Genomic DNA, 22,301 nt, shown 5'->3' with positions numbered 1-22,301 from the left:
GGAACCATATAAACAACTGTACTACAATATTTTAATTTATAGAACTCCTCTAAATCTTATTCTATTCCGCCAATGGGTCGAATGTTCCGTTTGCACCTCCGTTCATGTAGTCTCCCCATCCGATGGTCTGTTTCAACGTCGGATTGGCGGATTGTGCACCTTGATACAATCCAAGCAGGTAATATTTAGGATAGAAATGCATATACTTCAAGGATTGGTCCGTATTATAAGCATCCCCTTTCTTATCCTTACGTACCAGATACGTTTCATAGAATGCTTTCAAGGCATCTTGCTGGCTCGACAAGTCTGTTCTTAAATCCATCGCATCCGGACGTTGTTCTTTATAATCTTTCAACGGGTCGGGATCTTCATCATCATTGACCGCCCAGCTTTTACCGCCCAGACCATCATTATATTCAGACTTGCTCTGTACGCGGAATTCCAGATTATCACGACGCTGGCCGTTGAGAGGCGTAAAGCCCAAATAGGTGCAAGTATTTCCATCCCATCCTGTCAATGTCCATGAATCGGGAGCTCCGTCCACCTTTCCGGTTCCACCGTCGAAGAGCATCCAACGGCGCAAATCATCGAAACGTTTTCCTTCATAAGCCAATTCTATCTGGCGTTCATATAAAATAGCCGCCATACAGGCTCTGGGGTCGCTTGACAGGTTGGATTGCAAACCGTAATTATTTTCCGCCGTATATCCGACTCTGGCACGTATTTTCTTTAACTGATCTACGGCTACATCCAGGTGTCCCGCTCCGCAAGCCGCTTCTGCATAATTCAACAGGACTTCCGCATAACGGATTTCCATATAGGGGCTGGCGCTGTATCTAAATCCGTTGGATACGTCAAATACATATCTGGGACTTGAACTTACGTCCAAATCATCCGTGCGTTTACGAATATAGAAACCTTTGGCATTCGACAGCAGATTGTCTGCTCCATATACATTACTGCTTTCCGGATTATCTCTGTCGGTGCTGGAAGTATACCATACATAATTCCACAGCTCGTATTCCGTCCCGTTATATTGGTTCCTGCTCTTTTCGCTTCTCGGGTCTCCGTTAAATGTCCAACGTACGCCGGGAAAAGCGAATGTCCGATAGAAACGGGGGTCACGATTCATGAACGGATATTTGTATTCATCATCCGTATAGGAGGATTCCTCCAGTGTCGTGTAGGTTGTGCAACCTTGCGGTTTTCTACCGTCTGCCATAGGAAACATGTCTACCAACATCGCGGAAGGGGTCTTTCCTCCACCGCCTAATGCGGTAGAAGGCCTGATGCCATGTTCCCAAGTATTATTTTTACTGAAATCAGCCTGGCTGCTGGATGTGTTAGTATTATAAAGCGTTACGAACACCGCTTCCTTATTATCCTGGACTTGTGCGAACATACCCGCCCATCCTGAAGCGTTAGTGCCCGGATTACTTTCATTAAGCAGGCCGTGACCGCAGGCATTCAACCTGCTGATTGAATTGGAGATGTCTTCATAAGCCTGTTTCCAACGTTCGATATCGTTTTTGCGGTTAAATATCGGACTTGCGTACAACAAGCGGACACGTCCCAACAATGCCAGGGCTGTACCGGATGTCACCCGTCCGAATTCGGTTGCAGGCCATCCTCCGTTTTCGGTGAACGGAGCAAGCAGTGAGGCGGATGTATTCAGGTCTTCACAAATGAATTCGATGCATTCTTTGGTGGATGAACGGGGAACTACGGATTCGGCAACGATGTCCTGTACTTCCTTGATGATGGGCACACCGCCATACCACTTCACTAAATTATAATAACACCACGCACGGAAAAAATAAACTTGTCCCAACAGTTCGTTTTTCTCTTCCTGTGAAAGCGTGCTGCCTTCTATTCCGGCTATCACGTCATTGCAGTTACGAATGCGTCCCCATGCCATCTGCTGGATATTACCGGTCTGCCCCTGGAAATAATCAGGTACGGGATTATTCCCCGACTGGTAGGTCATTTCCGCATCCGGGTCTACAAAATCCCCAAAACCGCTGTATTCTTCTGTCGATTGAGACTGAAGGTCTGCCAGTCCCGTACTGTTGTATTTCCAGCTCGGCGATGCGGTTGCATCAGGCAAACACCAGGAATAGATATCCGCTACACGTGCCAGCGCACCGCTGTAATAATTGTATGAATCGGCGCTAGCGCTGTCATAGTTCTTTTTATCCTGCAAGAATTGGTCGCTGCAAGATGTGAAAGCAACGGTTGCCATCAAGGCAATGCTCCATTTTTTTATATTTTTTCTTTTCATCATCGTTTTCATTTAGAATGTTACGTTTACACCGATAGTAAACTTACGCAAAGTAGGATAACTGCCGTATGAAGTCATAGGGTCGATGAAATTATCCGGATAGGGATTGTAGAAACTTAACAGATTCTGACCGGTAATATTGAAACGGCAACTCTCTATACCGACCATTTTGGTATATTTTGACGGTATACGGTATGCTATTGTCAAGCGGTTGAGTCTGACACGTGTACCGCTTACTCTCCAGAAAGAAGAGGTTACGCTATTTACGCTACTCCATCTCAGGTTCGGATATTTGGCATCCCGGTTTGCCTTTACAACCACATTCCCGGAAGCATCGAGCACATCATTGTAAACGAACATGTTGTCCGTATTCCAGAAGGAAGGCATGCTGGTATATTCCAGGTCGGTATATGAACCGGAGCCGGAACCGACCATATTGCCGATTTTCAAGGCAGAGGTAGGTATGAAGCTATAGCCTCCCCAACTGGCGCTAATCTGTGCCGACAGTGAGATTCCTTTCCATTCGGCGCTCAAATTAGTAGTCAGTCCGTAAGGATTGTTGCGGTTGGACAATCTTACCTGGTCGTTCTCTTTATCTACTATCCCGTCAGGTCCGGCATAAGTCCCGTCAGTTTGCAAAGCTCCACGGACATCTTTGTATATCAGCATACCCGGTTTTACATTATCCTTATTCAACCCCATATAGGAGGTGATATTATATTTCTCAAAATATTCATCAATATCCTGGTAACTGCGGAACATGCCTATGCACTGCATACCCCATGTACCGATATCCAACCGGTCTCCTCTGCGTATGCTCTTGAAGGTCATCGGGTTATCCCAGTCTTTTACCAATACTTTATTATCCGAATATCCGGTGTTTACCGATATTTTATATTTGAAGTCTTTCCCGATTTTGTCTCTCCATGTCATGGACAGTTCGAGCCCGTATGTATCCAGTTCTCCATAATTCATATAAGCGGACTGCGTACCTACGGTACCGGGTATGGAAGTGATGTAAGGCAACAACATTTCACGGTTCCATTCGTAATATCCGTCGATATTGAATGTCAGCCGGTTGTTCAGGACATTGAAGTCGATTCCGAAATTTGCTTTATACGATTTGTCCCAGTGTGCATCCGGATTGACGGCTGAGTTGTTTTTATTGAGTGTAATATGGCTGCCTGCGTTCACTGTGGTTCCGGTCCCGAAAATAGGACCTTTGTCTTTGTCCGTCGCGTAGTTCTGCATCCATTGCCATGCTACGGTATTGTCACGTCCCGTCAGACCAAAGGAAGCGCGTACTTTCAAATAGTCTACCCATGTCACGTGTTTCTTGAACCAGTCTTCCTGCGAGATGACCCAACCGGCAGAAACCGACGGGAAGAATCCCCAGTAATTTTCCGGTGCGAATTTGGTAGAAGCATCCGAACGGAGCAGGAACTCAAACAAGTATTTGTCCGCGTATGCATAATTCACACGACCGATATAGGACAATGTACCGGATTCCGCACGTGTAAATACCGTACCCGCCGTACTGTTGGCACCTACGGAATTGGATTGCCCGGTAGTGAACTCGTACGGGTCTGTTACGCTTCCATTCAGATATTCACTTTCCGCTTCCGATCTTTCGATAGAGAACAAAGCGCCTACATTGTGAGCGCCGAAAGCTCTGTTGTAAGTAGCCATAAAGTTCATCTGATAGTTATCGGTACGGTTCATGTCACGAGACAGGTAGGACGTATCGCCGTTATAGATTGCGGCTCCATTGTTGGCTAACAAGAAATTATTGTCATCCATCAAAGCATTATAGGCATCTTCTTCACCGGCAATAGGAGTGTACAGGTGTTGTCCGCTACCGGAACGCTTAGCCAGGTAATACAATTTATACGAAGAACCATACTGATTGTTTTTCGAACTATTGATACTCTTCGAATAAGTAAATTTCAACTTTAACCCTTTCAACCATTTACTCCAGCCAAAATCGTATTCTATTCCGGCATTGACATTCATATTGGATGTCATAGTCTTGTTATAATCGCCCAGGTTTTGAAGAGTAGCGAAAGAATAATTCTGCGAATCGCTGATTTCCTTATTGCTGATACCGTAGCTGGCAATGGGATTTCCATTCACTTCTTCCGGTATGTAACGCGGATGGGTCAATAAAAGGTTGTAATCCATTTCACTGTTGGAACCGCCTACTTTCAGGTTAGGCGTATTTTTCTTTCCGTAATCTCCGGAAACCTGCAAATTGGCCTTGAACCATTTGCTAATCTTGACATCAACGCCTGCACGGTAATTCCAACGGTCGTAATCCAGATTTCCCAAGTTACCGTCCTGGTCAAAATAAGAAATGCCTGCAAAATAACTTGCCTTTTCAGTCGCACCGGTTATATTTACACTGTGTTGTTGGGTCAGCGCTGTTTTCCAGTATTTATCCAGCAAGTCATAGTTCAATCCTTTCATTGCGGCCAACTCGTCAGCCTGAAACAAGTCTGTCTGCGAATTGATGGAGATATCAGTCGGGTCTGCCGCCCGTACGGCATTCCAAAGCTGGCCGTACTGGTATGCATTCAACATTTTAGGGCGTGAAACTTCATTGGCAATACCGAATGTTCCGCTATATGAAATTTTCGGCGCTCCCAGTTTACCTTTCTTGGTAGTAACCAATATAACACCGTTAGCGGCACGGGCTCCATATACTGCGGCAGCGGCATCTTTCAATACGGAAATGCTTTCTATTACGGAAGGGTCCAGATTATTGAAAGCTGTTGCTCCGAGGTTCTCCGTCGTACTGCCTACCTTTACTTCCGTCGGGTAAATGTATCCGTCGATAACATACAAGGGTTCCACATTCGTTGCTTTCATTGAAGTCAGGACATCATTCTGGCGGATGCTGATTCGTGCTGTCTCTCCCGGACGGGAATCACCGCCACTGACACTGACGCCATTCACAAGACCGCTTAATGTGTTGGCAAGACTACCACTGGAGATGTCTTGAATTTCATCGACCGGCACTGTTGCGATAGCGGCAGTCAGATGTGCTTTTTTCTGTGTACCATAACCGACTACCACGACTTCATCCAACTGTTTGGAATCCTCTTTTAAAACAATCTTTGTTTGTTTAAAATCTGATAATACTTGTGTAATATATCCTATATAAGACACTTCAACTTGTTTTCCCGACGGTACGACTACTTGGAACTTTCCATCCAAATCCGTAATGGTTCCGGTTGTTGTACCCGACACTTTTACGGAAGCGCCGATGACAGGTTCGCCATTCTCATCTACAACAACACCTTTGTATGTGATATTCTGGGCCAGAGCCGGCAAAGCCATCATTATAGCCAGAAACATACTTAGACATATTTTGAGTGTATTCTTATGTTTCATTTTCATAAATATTATATTTTCATTATTCATACCAACGCGGATCACCGGATTTATTTTCAACGGCAATACTGCCACGAGGAGTAAAATTAACGCCGCCATTCACTTTAGTGAAGTCAAACTCCGAGTCTATCGGACCTTCAAAATTGGGGTCTTCAAGAGTCGCTATAGGCCTGCCATTGGAATCTGTACGATCCGTATCATTTTCATGTGTTTCTTTGGTAACTCCGAAAACGGTATTGCCAACAGTCGTTCTCGCTGCATTGGTAATCACTGCCTGATACATTTGATAGACATCATAGAATATATTGTAACTGAAATTCACAGTCATGATATCGGCATTCGGAACTCGGTCTGCAAACTTATATGAAGCCATTGTACGGCTGAAAGTGTTATTAGTCAAAGTTATGCTTCCGGTACGGTCGCTGTCTCCCCAAATCTTTTTCGGCTGGGTATTGCTATACTTTATAAAAGGAGCAGAGCCTTTGACTGGCAAGTTATAGAAAGTGCTGTTCTTTATAGTCATGTCTTTTATGCCTCCGCCGCCGGCTACGTTAATTACAGCTTTCGAACCTTCGTTATTTAATTGTACGATGCAATCCATGATACGGAAATCCCTTACTCCCCATTTCTTATTGCTGTCATAAACAATGCTATTCTTTACATTTTTCAAATTACATCCTTGGAGTATGATGGGATTATTTATAACATAACAGTTTTTATCAAGGCTTTCTCCCTGATATCCCAGCGAACCTACGTTGACTGATGCATCCTGTGTTTCACTGAGGGTAACAACTCCCAGTTGTGTCATGTCCGTGCAATCGATGTCGATATTCTTCATCTTCAATCCTCCCTGTGTAACCAATCCTCCACTGGCGCCTACTTTGATGACCGGATGGTTTTCTTCATCTCCGCGCAGTGTAACCGTGTTAAGCCTGAAATCTGCGACATCATCCAGATTATATGTCACACCCGGTTCCAATACAATACACTGTTCCTGATTTTGAGGGAAATCCTGCATTTCATTATTGACATAATCAGCAAGACTTTCATTGGCATGTATAGTAGCCACCGCTTCAAAAGCTTTATAATCTTTTTCCGTAGCAGTCTGGGCGCTTGTATTATTCAACTTCTCATTGCCAATCGTCAAGATGCTTGCACGATAATTGGTGTCTTCCATTTTGGCGAACGACATGGAAGAACCGTCAATAATGCTGTCTGTCACCACTGCTACCGGATTCACAGGATCATTCATATTAAAGACATTCACTTTATAACCTCCGGCTCCCATAACCACCGACCAAGTCAACTTCAGATTCTCCGAACCGTCGGCATTTGTCGTTGTTGTGAAGCTAATATCCTTCGGTGACTCTAATTGCGTATTCGTTACACCTCCGGAAAAGGTTTCGCTGTCGTCGAAACCCTTTGCGCAAGAGACAACGAAAAAAGCCATTACCAAAAGCCATAAGCTTTCGACAATTTTGATTTTAATCTTCATCTTACTCTCCATAGATTAAATTTTAATTTATACAAAAATATACTATATTTTCTAACTCTAAAAATATTTTAAATTAAAGACGTGTGAACCGAAAACATGTAATCACTTTAAAAGGATAGAATTTGAAAAATCTCTCTCATCTACATTTTATTATGCCATAATCTCCCTCCTATCGTTATTGGAATATCTCTTTTAAATAGTTGATATTTGTCCCGTAATTTTTTCTCACGTTCCGTACGTCATCCTTATCACGCGAACGTTCCACGACCAGCCATCCGCTCCACCCCATCCCGTCAAGCGTTTTTTTCACCTTGTTCATGTCCAACCGTTTGTTAAAGGGTAAAGTTACCCCGTCCGTATCCGTACAATGAATCTGGCAGATTCTCTCTTTCCCCAGAATCGTGAGTTCCTGGCATAAATCCCTTCCATTCTCTAACGCATTCTGGAATTTAAAATAAATCTTGATACCCGGAGAGTCTATTTCTTTCAATAGCTTTACATCTCCTTTTGCATCCAGTTGCGTTTCAATGCCGATAACAAGATTTTCAGAGGCGGCCATATCTCCTACTTCTTTCAAACGCTTGACGACTTTCTCCCGGATTACGGAATCGTTCTCCCATCCGGCCTTGATTCCTCCTAAAGGGAGAAATGCGACTTTAGCATCCATTACTTTCATCGCATCCAAGCAATCCCGTACGAGTTCCTTATAATTTGCCCGCTCTAGAAATGACTGGCCGTAGAATCCGGACATGGCAATGGAAGGGACTTCCAACCGGAACTGACGAGCGGTTTCACGAAATAGCTGTTGAAAATGAGGGTCGCGCAATTTATTATCAAACATCTCCCTTTTACCGAGGCTGCCCATATCCAACTCCACGCCATCGCCATTTAATTCATGTACCAATTGGAACGAGCCTATTTTCTGGCGTTTTAAAATCATCCAGTCACACACGGCAATCTTATAACGCTGCTCTTCCTGCCGTGATGCAGCAACCGCCAATAGAGGAAAACATTCCGCCAATATCCATATCCAAAAGATATGCCTGATTAAATTCTTTTTCATCTCAGTTTCATTATACATCGTTCGTATAAAAGACGGATGAAAGAGACTTTTGTAATCGCTTATGTTATGGAAAACAAATAAAAAGAATAAGAAAAAGATAGACTAGACAACAAGACGGTGATGTTGTCTCAAACGGATAATGACGCTATCCAACCTGAATGCCACCACTATTCAAAGCATATAGCGCTTACTTTTTACAAAATAAACAATAAAAACAGATGTGAAAAAAATGGGCTGCCGAACTTATAAAAAGTTCAACAGCCCTGTCAACCCAAAAACGATACCTATGAAACACTGTGTGTTATTTCAAATCAAATAATATGTGTTGACCATGAACAAGTTCATTATGTGTGATACGATATTTATTGAACTTCTTCCCGTTCAATAATACCTTATTGATATACATGGTTCCCGGCTGGGTACGGTTGCTTTCAATCACCAACTCTTTTTCCTTATACCATTTCGGGTCCAGACGAATCGTCACTTTATTGAACACCGGAGTCGTCAACGTATATTCCGGCAATCCCGGGCAATCCGGATAAAAACCTATCATATTGAAAATAGCCCATGCAGACATGGTTCCCGTATCATCATTTCCGGGGATGCCGTCCGGCTTCGTCGTAAAATATTTGTCCAGCAAACGCTGTGTCTCTTTCTGGGTACGCCACTCTTCACCTTTGAAATAAGAGAACAGATGGGCATAAGCGATATCCGGTTCGTTGGCCGGATCATAGAGTCCTTTGTCGAAAACCATTTGCAGCTTGTCGACAAACGGCTTCTTTCCTCCCATCAATTTGGCAAGCCCATATACATCATGCGGCACATAGAACGAATAATTCCATGCACTGCCCTCGTGGAAACCGGGATTCGGTTCAAAATTCTCTCCCTGCCTCGGATTAAACGGACTGTAAAAAGTCCCGTCCGGAAGAATCGGGCGGAAAGTGCCGAACTCCTTGCTATAATAGTGTTTGTAACCTAAGGAGCGTTTATGGAACATCTCCGCATCTTTTTTCTTTCCCAAAGCTTCCGCCAGGTTGGCAAGTGCAAAATCCGCAATATAGTATTCCAATGCATGGGATACCGAATTATCATATTGCTCGCGGAGGGGCACATATCCTTTCGACATATAATCATCATTATCCGGTCGCATCAGGTTTTCCGCTCCCGGCAATGTTGCAGACTTATACATCGCTTCATAAGCCAAATCGATGTCAAAATCACGCAATCCTTTCATCCACGTATCCACAATCACCGGAATGCTCGGATCACCTTCCATTGTCAGTGTCTCTCTGCCATACAGTTCCCACTTCGGCAACCACCCGTGTTCCCGATACATATCCAGCATGGTACGCACCATTTGTATCTGACGCTCCGGGTAAACCAGCGTCAACAACTGATGAACATTACGATATGTATCCCAAAGAGAAAATACGGTATAGCGGTCTCCTTTTGCCGTCATAATCTTATCGCTTTCCATTGCCGGATATTCCCCGTTGACATCCTGCAGAATATTCGGATGAATCAACAAATGATAAAGTGCCGTATAAAAAACAGTTTTCTGGGCATCAGTTCCTCCTTCCACGCTAATCCTCGACAAATCATCATTCCATTTTGCACGGGTTTCCGCATGTATCTGTCCAAAATCTTTTCCGTCTTGTTCACGGTCCAGGTTTAACCGGGCATTTTCTATACTGACAAACGAAACTCCCATCTGGACTTCCACCTGCTCGCCTTCCTCCGTATCAAAAGAGAAATAAGCGCCGATATCGTCTCCCGCTATTTCTTTTCCATAACGGGTATATAATTTGTATTTTCCCTGATTCGGGTCCCATTCGGCTTCCACGCCCGTCATCGGACGCTGTTTTTTCCAATATCCCGTCGATGCAGGCGCTTTCTTTACCCGCATCACAAAATAAATCGGAAATACAGCCTGAGGATTATAACAGAAAGTGCCGAGCAACTTCATGCCTTCCACTTCACAATCATTAACACGGCGGAGCATCGCACCGCTTTCATTAGTCAACCCCTCTCCCAGGTTCAACAAAATATGGCTTTTCCCTTTCGGGAAAGTAAAACGGGCAATACCTGTACGCGGAGTAGCGGAGACCTCGGTCTTTATATTATACTTTGTCAAGAAATTAGAGTAATAACCCGGTGAAGCCTGTTCATCCCTGTATTTACTTCCATACTCTTTATAATCGACATTCAGTTCTCCGGTAGTAGGCATCAACAACAAAGAGCCCAATTCCGGACAGCCTACCCCACTCAAATTGACATGGGCATACCCCGTAAAGAAACAGTTCGTATATTCATAAGGCGTCGACCACCACCGGGCATCTTTGTCATAAGTATTTTCAGAAGACCCCATTACATTGAAAGGGACTACAGACATCATCCCATTCGGACAAATCGCCCCGGGGTTAGTGGTTCCAAAATTCGTAGTCCCGATGAAAGGGTCCACATAATCTATCAAAAGACTCTTTTCCGTGCCCGTTGCAGGGGGGCTTCCTCCCTCTCCCCCATACACGGGGAGAAGGGCGAAAGCAAGTGTGTAAGTTAATAGAATACGTTTCATATTTCTCTTTAGATAATACTTGTCCGTTTAGTGAAATCAATAATCTCCCGGATATATCCGAAAGCCATACCTACTACGGTATCTGCCGCACCGTAATATACTGCGACACGTTCGCCGTCCTGCAAAGCCGCACAAGGGAATACCACATTGGGCACATCCCCCTGAAGCTCGTATGGAGCAGCAGGACCCAGCAGATACTCACGGGTACGGTAAAGAACTTTCTCCGGATGTTCTTTATCAAGAATGGCAGCCCCCATCGCATAACGGAACCCGTTACAGGTCGTGATGACGCCATGATAGAAAAGCAACCATCCTTCATCTGTCAAAAACGGTACCGAACCTGCGCCAATCTTCGTACACTGCCAGGCACTTTCCGGGAAAGGAGTCACTTTCATCACACAACGATGTTCTCCCCAATACTTCATATCCGGACTGAAACTTATGTATATGTCACCGAACGGTGTATGCCCATTGTCACTGGGACGGCTCAACATAGCATATTTACCGCCTATTTTTTGCGGGAAAAGCACCCCGTTGCGGTTGAAAGGCAGGAAAGCATTCTCACATTGAAAAAATTCCTCGAAATCAAAAGTATAGGCAATGCCAATCGTAGGCCCGTGATAACCGTTACACCATGTCACCCAATAACGGTCCTCAATCCAAGTAACACGGGGGTCATACTTATATTCCGATTCAATCATCTCCGTATTTCCAGGCTTGAACTTTATAGGTTCATGGCTGATATCCCAATGAATGCCGTCTTTACTGAATCCCGTAAAGATATTCATCTGTACGGCTTTATTGTCACAGCGGAACACACCTGCAAATCCATCCTTGAAAGGAACGACTGCACTATTGAAAATACTGTTGGATGAAGGAATGTGATAACGTCCGATAACCGGGTTTTGCGAATAGCGCCACATCACGTCGGTACACCCGGCAGGACGGTCTTCCCAAGGCATTTGAATTTTACTCATAATTTTTGATTTTTATATTATTTATTTTTTCGAATCGTCATAAGTGAACGGAATAAAATAAGTTATCAGGAAAGCCGGAATAGTCGCAATCAAAACATAAATAAAGAAATTCCGGTATCCCAATAAATCACTGAGATAACCGCTAATCATTCCGGGAAGCATCACCCCCAGATTCATGATTCCGGATGCGAAAGCATAATGAGACATCTGGTGTTTGCCCGGAGCTATCTGCTGCATCATGAACAGGGTCAGACCGACAAATCCGAAACCGTAACCGAAATATTCCATCGTTATGCAAGTTCCTATCAGATAAACATTGGCAGGTTGGGTAACGGCCAGAAAAGTATATGCCACAAACGGCAAGTTAAAGATGCAACAAAGCGTGAAAAGCGTTTTTTTCAATCCGAACTTGGAAACATAAATTCCTGCCAGTAAAGAGCCGAGCACAAAAGCAGCGGAACCGAAAATCCCATTCAGCGTACCAATCTCTTTCAAAGACAATCCCAACCCTCCCGCATCTCTCGATGCACGCAAGAAAAGGGGGGCAATCTTCATAATAAACCCTTCCGCCAAACGATACAATATAATGAAGCAGATATAATAGAAAATATGTTTTTTAGTGAAGAAATCAGCAATTACCGCTATCAGCTCGCGCCCCACCTCCGAAGCCGTTTTTTTCTTTGTAGACGGGACCTGGGTAGACGGCAATATCCTGATATGATAAAGTCCGATTAATACCATTATAGCTGCAATCACAGCAAAAATAATCATCCATGCGTATGAATACGCGCCCTTATTCGCTTCAATAGAAGCCCCTTCTATCGCCCCAAAAGACTCGGCCAGCGCACCTGCCATCGCAACCAAACCGCCATTCGCCACCAGCTTGGCAACATTGTAGAAAGCTCCCTGCACTCCAATATATTTCGCCTGGTCTTCCTTATTCAGTTCAGCCATATATACGCCGTCACAAGCGATGTCATGTGTTGCTCCGCTGAATGCAATCACCGCCATCGTAGAAATACTAATGGCAAAGAAATAATCGAAAAACAGCGAAAAGGCTACCACTCCGAACAATACCCCGCTCAACAATTCCGTCACCAACACGAAAAACTTTTTCGTCCGGTACATTTCAAGGAAAGGACTCCATAAAAACTTAAGCGTCCAAGGCATCATGATAAGAGAAGTCCAGAATGCGATTTGCGTATCCGAGATTCCCAAATCCTTAAACATGAACACGGAAACCAGATTAATGGCAATAAAGGGAAGCCCCATTGCAAAGTAAGCGGTAGGAACCCAGTAGGCCGGGCTGACAGTTTTCTGTTGAGAAGCAGTTTTAGTCTGTTGCATAAATCATAGTATATAGATGAAAAAACTTATTTTTCTAACCCATCTATATATAATACAACTAAAAGGGGAAAACTACTAACGTTTCCCCCTCACTTTTTTTATTTTATTATCACTTCGTCTATAAAGAACCATGACGGATGTCCCACACCATAATGCCAAGTCGGACACTCTTTTGTACCGGTAACCTCCACTTTCACATAACGAGCCTTCAACGGCCGGGCGGATTCAGCCCTGACTCCTCGAAATTTCACTTCTCCCGTACGCTCCTCCGGTAAATCGATTGTCTCCCAAAGCTTATAATGTTCGCCATCTCCGGAATAAGAATAAACCACCTTCAAAGGAAAAAGAATCCATGCGCCTATCTGATGCAGGAAGTCAGTCTCGACACAACGTATTTCTTTCTCTTCACCCAAATCGATGATGAATGCTCCGTCCGTTCCTTCCCAACCGACCCAACTGTCCACAAAAGTAGCGCCTCCGAACAAACCGTCAACTAGTGCAGTCTTTCCTAACTCCGCATACTTTCCGGTAGGAGGAATCAGATAAGTGATTTCCGCTCCCTGAGCCAGGCTTTTTTCCGTTCGCGGCATATAACGTTCCCTGTACAACTTACAGTATTCCACCGGCGAATTGGAACGCTCATTCAATGTAGGCACATTGAACTCCTTCACACGTTCTTCAAAAAGAACCAGTTTCCGCTCTATGTCAGCCAAATCTTTTTCCGTTTCCGTCCGCGCTATCTCCAGTTCGGAATATTGGAGCGGCAAACGTGCCCGCCGAACTCGTTTCAAATAGACATCATCCGATGCCACCGCCTTCTCCGCACAGTCGAATAAATGATTATAACGGCGCATCAATGCAGGCTTCAACATTCCATACTTATGAGAAACCGGCGAGTCGTAAATCCACAATCTCTGTCCGCTACCTATCAATGCGCCTTCCATCACCTTGATATACCGATAAAGATAGGGAGCGGCTTCTCCATAATATCCATGCAGAAAACGTTGCATCAAAGAATCGACGTCAACTTCAGGGTTCCACATTAACTTAGATACCAGATAAGCCCGTAACTCGGCAAAGTCTCCTCCTCTGCTCCCTGCTATTTGAGAAAAATGCATGGTAGCATGGTTCCTCTTGAAAAGACGGATATTATCCTGCAAAATATGAAAATTCGGGAAAGGAGCGAGATAATTATCAAAGTTAATGCCATAGTCCCATACGAATATGTTATCGGTTATAGCAGACCAGCCTTCTATCGCCTTCACAAACTCCTTGCCCGATGCATTCTCCGGCAAAGTCACCTCACGGTCACAATCAATATCACAAAGCATGATATTCACATTCGATAAAGGTTTTACATGCTTCGGAGGATTCATCGTATATAAATAAGCCAGTGTGGAAAACTCCTTATCAGGAAAACGGGCAGCCAATTTATTCAGGAAAGTAATCACACTTCCCGATAACGCCCCCTCATAATCGTCAATTGCTTTACAGGCATCACAAGTACAATTCGTATAATTGCCGTCATTCTGGCTTACAGATATGATATGCTTGTCAGGATTCGCCTTGAAAATGGAATCAATGCGTTGCGCCACAATTTCAAAAACCTCCGGATTACTCAAACACCACTGACTGGCTTTTCCCGGATGACGTTTTCCTTTAAAATAAGAATAATATTCGGGATGTTCCTTTCCGTAAACGGAAGAAGGCAACAGCTTATCAAAAGTGTGCACCCAATAACCGGCGGCAAACACTTCATCCGGTTCCTCCAACCGGTTCCACCACTTATAAACAGAATCTGTACGAATCGCATAACATTGAGTCTGACGATAACGGAAAGCCGGATTATCAACTTTATCGATAAGAGGGAGCATCACCGTCTCCCGGGGAGTGAAGGAATACTCGTTTTCACCCCAATAATCCACTCCCAGATATTGTTCCAGTAAAGAGACAACTCCATACACAACCCCTTTGTCTCTTCCCGAAATTTTTAAAATTCCATCTCTCGTAGAAATAGAAAATCCGTCTTCCGTCACTCCATCGCCCGGCTGGCCGCCAAGCAAGATGTCCCCCTTCTGCGGTTGCCGGCTTTCCAATACCGGCAATGTGCAACCAGAAACTTTCTGAAAGAACATCTGAAATAAATTTGCCGATATCCGGGTTATTTCTTCATTATCCGCCAATATAATCCTGGATTCGGTTTTCTTATTACAGACAAGAGAAACCTGTGCTTTCATGGGCATACACATCCAAAATCCCGATAAAAAAGCAAAGAAGATAAAAAATCGATTCATGTTTTTCATTGCATTCTCAAATTTCGTTTTATTAAAATACAATCAATAAATAACCACCTGCTAACAGACAATCCTATATATAAGTTTTATTAACGAAATACATCTGCCGCATAAAATGAAAAGCTGTCCCTTGAGACAGCTTTTCCAGATATTAACAAACAATTATCATCCTATACCATGACTGATTTATTGTTCGTCAGAGCGGATGCCGTCCTTCCAGCGAACCGTTCCGTCAGCTTTCAGATTATTTCCGTGACCGGTAAAGTCTTCAAACTCATTACCTTCGCCCTCATTCATCTTCCAATAAGCTTCCAGACCCTCCGTCTGCGGATTGATGGCAAACATATTATTCTGAATCTGCGACTGGGAAATAGCCTTCGTCCAGAAACGGAACTCGCTCAACATACAATCAGCCCAGAAATAAGTCGCCCCCGAACCGATTAAGGTGATGTTGTCTTTCGCAATGTTCCATGAAGCGCTTCCACTTAACGCCAGCGTACAATCCAGCGTTCCGTTCACATACAACTTCAAAGAAGAAGGTTCGCCGACAATGGCAATGTGATACCATTTATTGACATCGAAACGTGTATTGGAATCTATCTGCGAACTCTGAGTCTTTATCTGCAACATATTATAATCTTTTCCCGCATCACCAAAACGCACATAAATCTCATCCGGATACATTCCGATGATAGCCTGATTATTCACGTCAAACGAACTCATGTTGATTCTAAACTCAAGCGACCACTCATTCAAATTATAGTCCTGACGCATTGCCGGATTAGGAGTTACCTTATTGCTGGAATCCAAAACAGGCACAGAAGTAATGATTACTTGATCTAACAGCAAAATATACGATGAAATGCTGGAGACACTGGAAACAGCCGAAGATACCGGTTCCACCGTGACAGGTATCGCATATTTATCACCGCTTGTACTCTGCTCGTCCGTTAAAGGATTGATATTCACCTCCAACATTGAAGACAACACTTCACCGGCTGATATAGTGATTTCACTTTCCGAAAATGAAAACCCCGTAGACGGCAACATCTTGTAGTCAGTCTCATGAGTCCGGTTGTAATTATCCAACACCGACTGCGAAGTACCAAGCTTTATAGTCACATCCTGCTCCATCTTATCACTTACACTGACAGTAAAAGAAGCGGAACCTCCATTCTCCGAGTCCACCATCACCGTTTCAGACTCATTCGACAATGCTTGAGTGATGTACACTTTATTATTCACAACATCATACTTTGCATCATCACATGCACCCACACTGCCCCAAATAACGGCCAGCCCGAATGCCATTTTACTCAATACCCAATATTTTTTCATAATACATTAACGTTTAATAGTTGGAATCGCTTCCAAAGCACGCATAGCACGCATGCCGGAGCGTAGCCAAGGATAAGACAAATCATCTTCACTCAACCAATAATATTTTTCATAAGTAGCATCATCCAATGATAATTTATACTCATATTCCATGTGATAAGTACCGATACCGCCTTTCATAATGGAATCACCGTCGATAACAGGAACCCAACGCGCCATTCCTTCCAGAGAATTAAACCGGTTCCTTTTAGAGTCATAATAACTACTTGTTCCACCCGTAGCCGCATAACTTTCAAAATTCTCCGTCACAATATATTTACGCGCCACCTGTTCGGCAGTAAGCACACCCTCATAATTATTTATAGTACTTTGCAAACGGGAATTCAAATCACTGTCTCCATGACTGCTGTAAGCCTGAACAATAAAATAATCCAATAAAGTACCCGCCTCTTTCGGCATACTCTGCGGCTCACCGTCCACTACCAACATCTTCCCCTCTCCCATGTGATTCCGCATGGACTGGCAAAATTGCAACATACGTGAAGGATAGCTCGCCAAATTACCGGGCGCACCGAAATTCGGCTCATAGTCAATGTCAAAACCGTCGTAATTATATTTATGGATGGTGTCGCAAAGAGCCTGCGCATAACGGTCAATGGCAGCAGCCACTACATTCTCATCGTCACTGGTCCATCCCCAATAGTTGTTAACAGCTTCCTGTTCACTGCCAAAAGAGTTCTCACTCCAGTTTTCACGCACTTCATCCGGCGTAACCTGGTCACCGATATTAGCGATGATAAAACAAAGCAAAGCCTTCGTGCCTTTCACTTCCTGCACATATTTCAAATCCTCTTTCTGAGCATTTGTCAGATTACGCCAGGCTCCCCAGATAGAGACAAAATCCACACTGTCCGGCAAACTGCGCAAACTATGTTCCAAATTGGCACCTACTCCCGTCCAGTTTCCATACCATCCGAAAGTAATCTGATGGTCTTTCCTTGCCTTCCATTCCCGCAAACCTGCATAATACTCACTGGAAGTCGTATTGGAGAGGAAGGAATCCTGATGAATGGATTCCATTTCCGTCCAATCCGAGCAAGAAGAGAAAGAGACCAATCCACCGACTAAAAAGGGGAAAAATAATTTTCCTATATTTTTTTTCATATCAGTCATTATTATTTAAAAATCAATACTTATTTTTTTGCCCAATACAACGCCACCGAGTAGTCATCTTTACCACCCAAAGCCTGGACAGCAGCCCTCACATTCGCCTCATTATTATTATACTCATCCGGATTGAATGGAATACGGTTGGCAACCGTAGTCAATGTACTGTAGTTAGTAGGCACAGGCAAAGCGAAGAACTTAGGATAACCCGTACGGCGGTATTCCGTCCAAGCTTCCTGTCCCAACGGGAACATGGCAATCCACTTCTGAGTGATGATACGCTCAAAGTTACGTTCCGTATTGCCATTCTCCCATTTAATAGTTATATCGCTTACGGCAGTGGTGCTATATTGTTTCCCTGGGTCCGTATAATCAGCCGGTTTGTCCGTCTCATTTTCCGCATACGTAGCAGCACCGTTAGCGCCATGCTGTTCAAATGACAGGCTGATACCTTCCTTATACAACGTTTCAGCATCCTTACCGCCCATATTCCATCCGTAAAGCGCCCCCTCAGCCTTCAAGAAAGCCACTTCCGCCGCAGTTATCCAATAATAGACATCACTCTGCGTAGCAACAGGACATGAATACTGCACAGCCCACTCCTTGTTGGAAGGTTGACCTCCCGAACGGAAACCGGCATAAACGCCATCATTCCCCGTAAATGTCACCGGACTGAAATAAAGCGACAAACGCGGGTCATTGTAACCGACCATATAAGACACGATATCAGCCGCCGCACGTGAGTCACCCCAGTTCACACACATCTTCCACAAGCCGGGTTGCCCGTAAGGATGAGCCGTATTATCCGCATTGGACGTGATAACACCGATAGAATGATTCACAGCATCCTCCGCATTCTGTTGCGCATAAGCCGATTCCGATTCCACCATACGAAGACGCATAGCCAAACGCAGTTTCAGCGAATTGGCAAACTTCACCCATTTAGTCATATCACCCTTGTAAACCACATCAGCATCCGGCAAAATCGCATCCGTACTGGAAGACAATGAAGACGTAATCACATCCACGGCATTCGTCAAGTCATCAATCATCTTATGATACAACGTCTGCAAATCATCATAAGGAGTCGCGATATCTTCCGAATTCACTTGCGAATAAGGAAGCGCCCCGTACATATCCCCCAAACGATGCATGGCTGCTACGCGCAAAATAGTAGCCCATGCCCAGACCGCTCCGGTTTCGTTCGTAGCCTCTTTCACCTGAAACCACGGAGAAGTGAACTTCTGCAAGACATCATTGAAAGGATATTTTATCCAGTTGCTCGGTGCGTTATAAGTTGAGAAATCCTGCATATTCCAGTTTGACTGCGTAGTCATAAGATAACGGCCATACACGTCACCTATCAGATTCTCATTCATCTGGAATGAGTTTTCCTGCTGTGATATCACGTTATCAATCATTTGTTCGAAATAAGACTGTAACTTAAAATTATCACGATTCAATTCCCCGTCCGTAATCTTCTCACCGGGAGCATTCAAATCCTCAAACCCGGCGGTACAAGAACCCAACATCAAGAATCCCGTACAGAAAGATACCGACAATATACTTTTTAATATTCTTTTACCCATAACAATTTAGAATTGGAATTTAACACTAAAGCCGAAATTTCTAAGACTCGGTTGCATAAAATAATCAAAACCTTGATAGAATGTTCCCGTAGAGGCCGTTGCTTCCGGATCGAAAGGAGCTTTACAATAAATCATCCACAAATTGCGTCCAACCAATGACAAACTCATCCTCATCTTATCGTTGAACCACTTACCGGGGAGAGTATAACCTAAAGAAACCTCCTGCAGGCGAACATTGGTAGCACTATACACATAATTCTCCAGAACACCGTTTATCCCGCCTACTACAGAATAATAAGATTCCGTGCTAACCGTACCATTATTTACAGGAACACCACCCATGTCACGATAATCGGCAGATGTCTTAGATACGCCGAACTGGTCCATCACAGCTTGCGTCGCAGACAAGGCTACGCCACCAAAACGGGCAGCCAGCATGAAAGACGCATTAATACCCTTATAACTGAAACTGTTTCTGAATCCCAAATTCCCTTTCGGCAAAACAGAACCTATCTTTTTAGGATTCGTAAGAGTCTCTTTCACCACGTTATCATTCTCAATCAAGACATCCCCCTGCTGGTCTCTTTTCAATGCCGTAGTCACATAAAGGTCACCCATTGTTCCCCCCTCTGTCAGCATAATCTTAGAGTTGCCATAACCACCTTTATCGATAGCCTTTCCATCTCTGTAATATTCGTGTAAAGAAACAATCTTGTTCTTGTTGAAACTGTAGGTAACAGTAGAATTCCAGTTAAAATCTCCCCACGTATTGTTAAACCCGACAGCCAACTCCATACCCGTATTCTGCACATTACCCGATTGGACATACATTTGCGTATAACCGCCGCTGGCGGAAATCGGAATCAACATTGTCTGATTCTTAGTATTTGATTTATACCAGGTCAAATCCAGAGAGAAACGATTTCCCCAGAATTTGGCAGTCAAACCGGCTTCCCACGAATCAGTACGTTCCGGTTTTAATTCACCGACCGGACGATAATCATTCGTCACCCAACTCTGAGTCGCATCATCAAACTTTATGTTGGCAGCAGAAGAAACCCCTCTTGGAATAGGACTGCCGACAGAAGCGAACGAACCGCGGACTTTCAGATAATTAATCCATTCAGGCAATGCCACCATCTCAGAAACGAGAGCCGACAAGCCGACCGAAGGATAGAAAAATGAAGTAGTATTCGTATTAGCCAAAGCCGAATCCCAGTCATTACGTCCGGTCAACGTCATATACAACATACTCTTCCACCCTATTTCCGCACTGGCAAAAATAGCATTGGTACGTTGTTTGTAAGAAGAATAGATAGGATGAGTATCCGAAGAAGTAGTATTTACTATATTATTGGGAATAAACACGTTAGACATATCAGCCAAACCTCCCTGATAACCATTCTGGTCGTAATACAATTGAGAAATGCTGACACCCACATTGGCGGCGATAGAGAAATCGCCAATGTTCTTATTGATATTCGCTATCAAATCGGCATATACCTGACGATCATCCTCTTTATACCATTTGTAAAAACCTTTTTCCGAAGTAGCAGTCCAGATAGTATTGGTGGAAGCATAACGTTCGTCTTCGAATTTCCCGATAGAGTTATCAATACGTACACGCCCAGTCACATCCAACCAGTCCAATACCTTATATTTCAAACTGGCATTAGCCATGTAACGCTGTTTCTTCGTCCCGTAATTATTTTTTTGAGACAACCAATAAGGATTCTGCATGCTGACTCCCTGCGTGTCCCATTTCCAGTTCTGCACATAGATATTACGATTTGAATCCCATGTCTCATACATCCGGACAGCCTCAAAATCCTCTCCACGCGGAAACAGGTAAACGGCAGGAAGAGGATTGAAATACTCGCCCTGCGCCATCAGATTCTTATCATTCTGAATAATATAACTAAAACCAGCATCCAAAGTCATCTTATCATTCAAGAAAGAAGTCGTATTCCGTACCGTAAAATTATAACGGTTATACTCATTATTTTTAATGATACCGTCAGCATTTGTCGTAGCGACAGAGATATAAGTCTGCTGTTTCTCATTACCTACAGACAAAGAGACAGAGTTCTGTATATTTGTTCCCGTTTGAAAGAAATCGTCCGGTTCATAATTCCCATAAGGCGAAGCAGTCTTAATTCCCCATGATTTAAATTCTCCCGACCGATTGATATAAGAGTTCTGGAACTCCGGCATAGTAAACGGTTTAGAGAAAGTCGTATTGTTAGAGATTGTTATCTGCGGTTTTCCCGCTTTTCCTTTTTTAGTCGTAATCAGGATAACGCCCGACGCAGCATTGGAACCATACAATGCGGCGGCAGCCGGACCACTCAACACAGACATACTTTCTATGTCATCCGGATTTAAATCCGAAATACCTTCACCACGGGGCTGAGAAGAATAAATACCCTCCGTAGAGCCGTTATTCGTATTATAAATAGGCACACCGTCAATCACATACAAAGCATTGTTACTTTGAGTTATCGACTTCACGCCACGCATTACGACACGTGTAGCACCACCCACACCGGAAGACGAAGTATTGATATTAACACCCGCTACCTTACCGGCCAATGAATTCATGAAATTGGCATCCTTTACTGTCGTAATCTCATCACTTTTTACTTCTTGTACATTATAACTCAATGCTTTTGTAGCACGTTTGATACCCAAAGCCGTCACCACGACTTCGTCCAAAACCTCCGTCGCTTCCCCTAACGTAACTTTCAAAGGCTGATTATCGGCTAGCGTGATTGCTTGGGAG

General features: G+C 43.9%; 12 protein-coding genes. All 12 read right to left on the bottom strand.

Annotated features, from left to right (window positions below; genetic code table 11):
- Positions 1-61: 61 nt before the first annotated feature.
- Positions 62-2,281, bottom strand: a complete 2,220-nt coding sequence (locus Q5076_RS15820; RefSeq protein ID WP_303014578.1) for a RagB/SusD family nutrient uptake outer membrane protein — start codon at positions 2,279-2,281, stop codon at positions 62-64.
- Positions 2,282-2,293: 12 nt separating this feature from the next.
- The gene (locus tag Q5076_RS15815) at positions 2,294-5,674 is read right to left on the bottom strand and encodes a TonB-dependent receptor (protein ID WP_303014576.1); all 3,381 of its coding nucleotides are present in this window, start codon (positions 5,672-5,674) and stop codon (positions 2,294-2,296) included.
- A gap of 22 nt (positions 5,675-5,696) precedes the next feature.
- Positions 5,697-7,181, bottom strand: coding sequence for a DUF4992 family lipoprotein (locus Q5076_RS15810; protein WP_303014575.1), 1,485 nt, complete (start codon positions 7,179-7,181; stop codon positions 5,697-5,699).
- 163 nt (positions 7,182-7,344) lie between these two features.
- On the bottom strand, positions 7,345-8,232 hold the full coding sequence (locus tag Q5076_RS15805) for a sugar phosphate isomerase/epimerase family protein (RefSeq protein ID WP_303014574.1): 888 nt from the start codon (positions 8,230-8,232) through the stop codon (positions 7,345-7,347).
- 301 nt (positions 8,233-8,533) lie between these two features.
- Positions 8,534-10,807, bottom strand: a complete 2,274-nt coding sequence (locus Q5076_RS15800) for a GH92 family glycosyl hydrolase (RefSeq protein WP_303014573.1) — start codon at positions 10,805-10,807, stop codon at positions 8,534-8,536.
- Positions 10,808-10,815: 8 nt separating this feature from the next.
- Positions 10,816-11,784, bottom strand: coding sequence for a 1,4-beta-mannosyl-N-acetylglucosamine phosphorylase (locus tag Q5076_RS15795; protein WP_303014572.1), 969 nt, complete (start codon positions 11,782-11,784; stop codon positions 10,816-10,818).
- Between the two features lie 21 nt (positions 11,785-11,805).
- Entirely contained in the window at positions 11,806-13,131 is a 1,326-nt protein-coding gene (locus tag Q5076_RS15790) for an MFS transporter (protein WP_303014571.1), read from the bottom strand.
- Between the two features lie 98 nt (positions 13,132-13,229).
- On the bottom strand, positions 13,230-15,374 hold the full coding sequence (locus tag Q5076_RS15785) for a DUF4838 domain-containing protein (protein WP_303014577.1): 2,145 nt from the start codon (positions 15,372-15,374) through the stop codon (positions 13,230-13,232).
- Between the two features lie 237 nt (positions 15,375-15,611).
- Positions 15,612-16,763, bottom strand: a complete 1,152-nt coding sequence (locus Q5076_RS15780) for a DUF1735 and LamG domain-containing protein (RefSeq protein ID WP_303014569.1) — start codon at positions 16,761-16,763, stop codon at positions 15,612-15,614.
- 6 nt (positions 16,764-16,769) lie between these two features.
- Positions 16,770-17,927 (bottom strand): glycoside hydrolase family 18, encoded by a 1,158-nt coding sequence (locus tag Q5076_RS15775; protein ID WP_303014568.1) that lies wholly within the window; start codon positions 17,925-17,927, stop codon positions 16,770-16,772.
- 29 nt (positions 17,928-17,956) lie between these two features.
- Positions 17,957-19,519 carry a SusD/RagB family nutrient-binding outer membrane lipoprotein gene (locus tag Q5076_RS15770; protein WP_303014567.1) on the bottom strand — a complete coding sequence of 521 codons (1,563 nt, stop codon included), beginning with the start codon at positions 19,517-19,519 and terminating at the stop codon, positions 17,957-17,959.
- Between the two features lie 6 nt (positions 19,520-19,525).
- The coding region (locus Q5076_RS15765) for a SusC/RagA family TonB-linked outer membrane protein (protein ID WP_303014566.1) at positions 19,526-22,301 on the bottom strand (2,776 nt) is incomplete at its 5' end.

Origin of the sequence: uncultured Bacteroides sp. (genome assembly GCF_958445495.1) — a bacterium.
Classification (GTDB): Bacteria; Bacteroidota; Bacteroidia; order Bacteroidales; family Bacteroidaceae; genus Bacteroides.
Note: the sequence above shows the minus strand (reverse complement) of the source record. Positions and strands in the feature narration are given on the sequence as shown.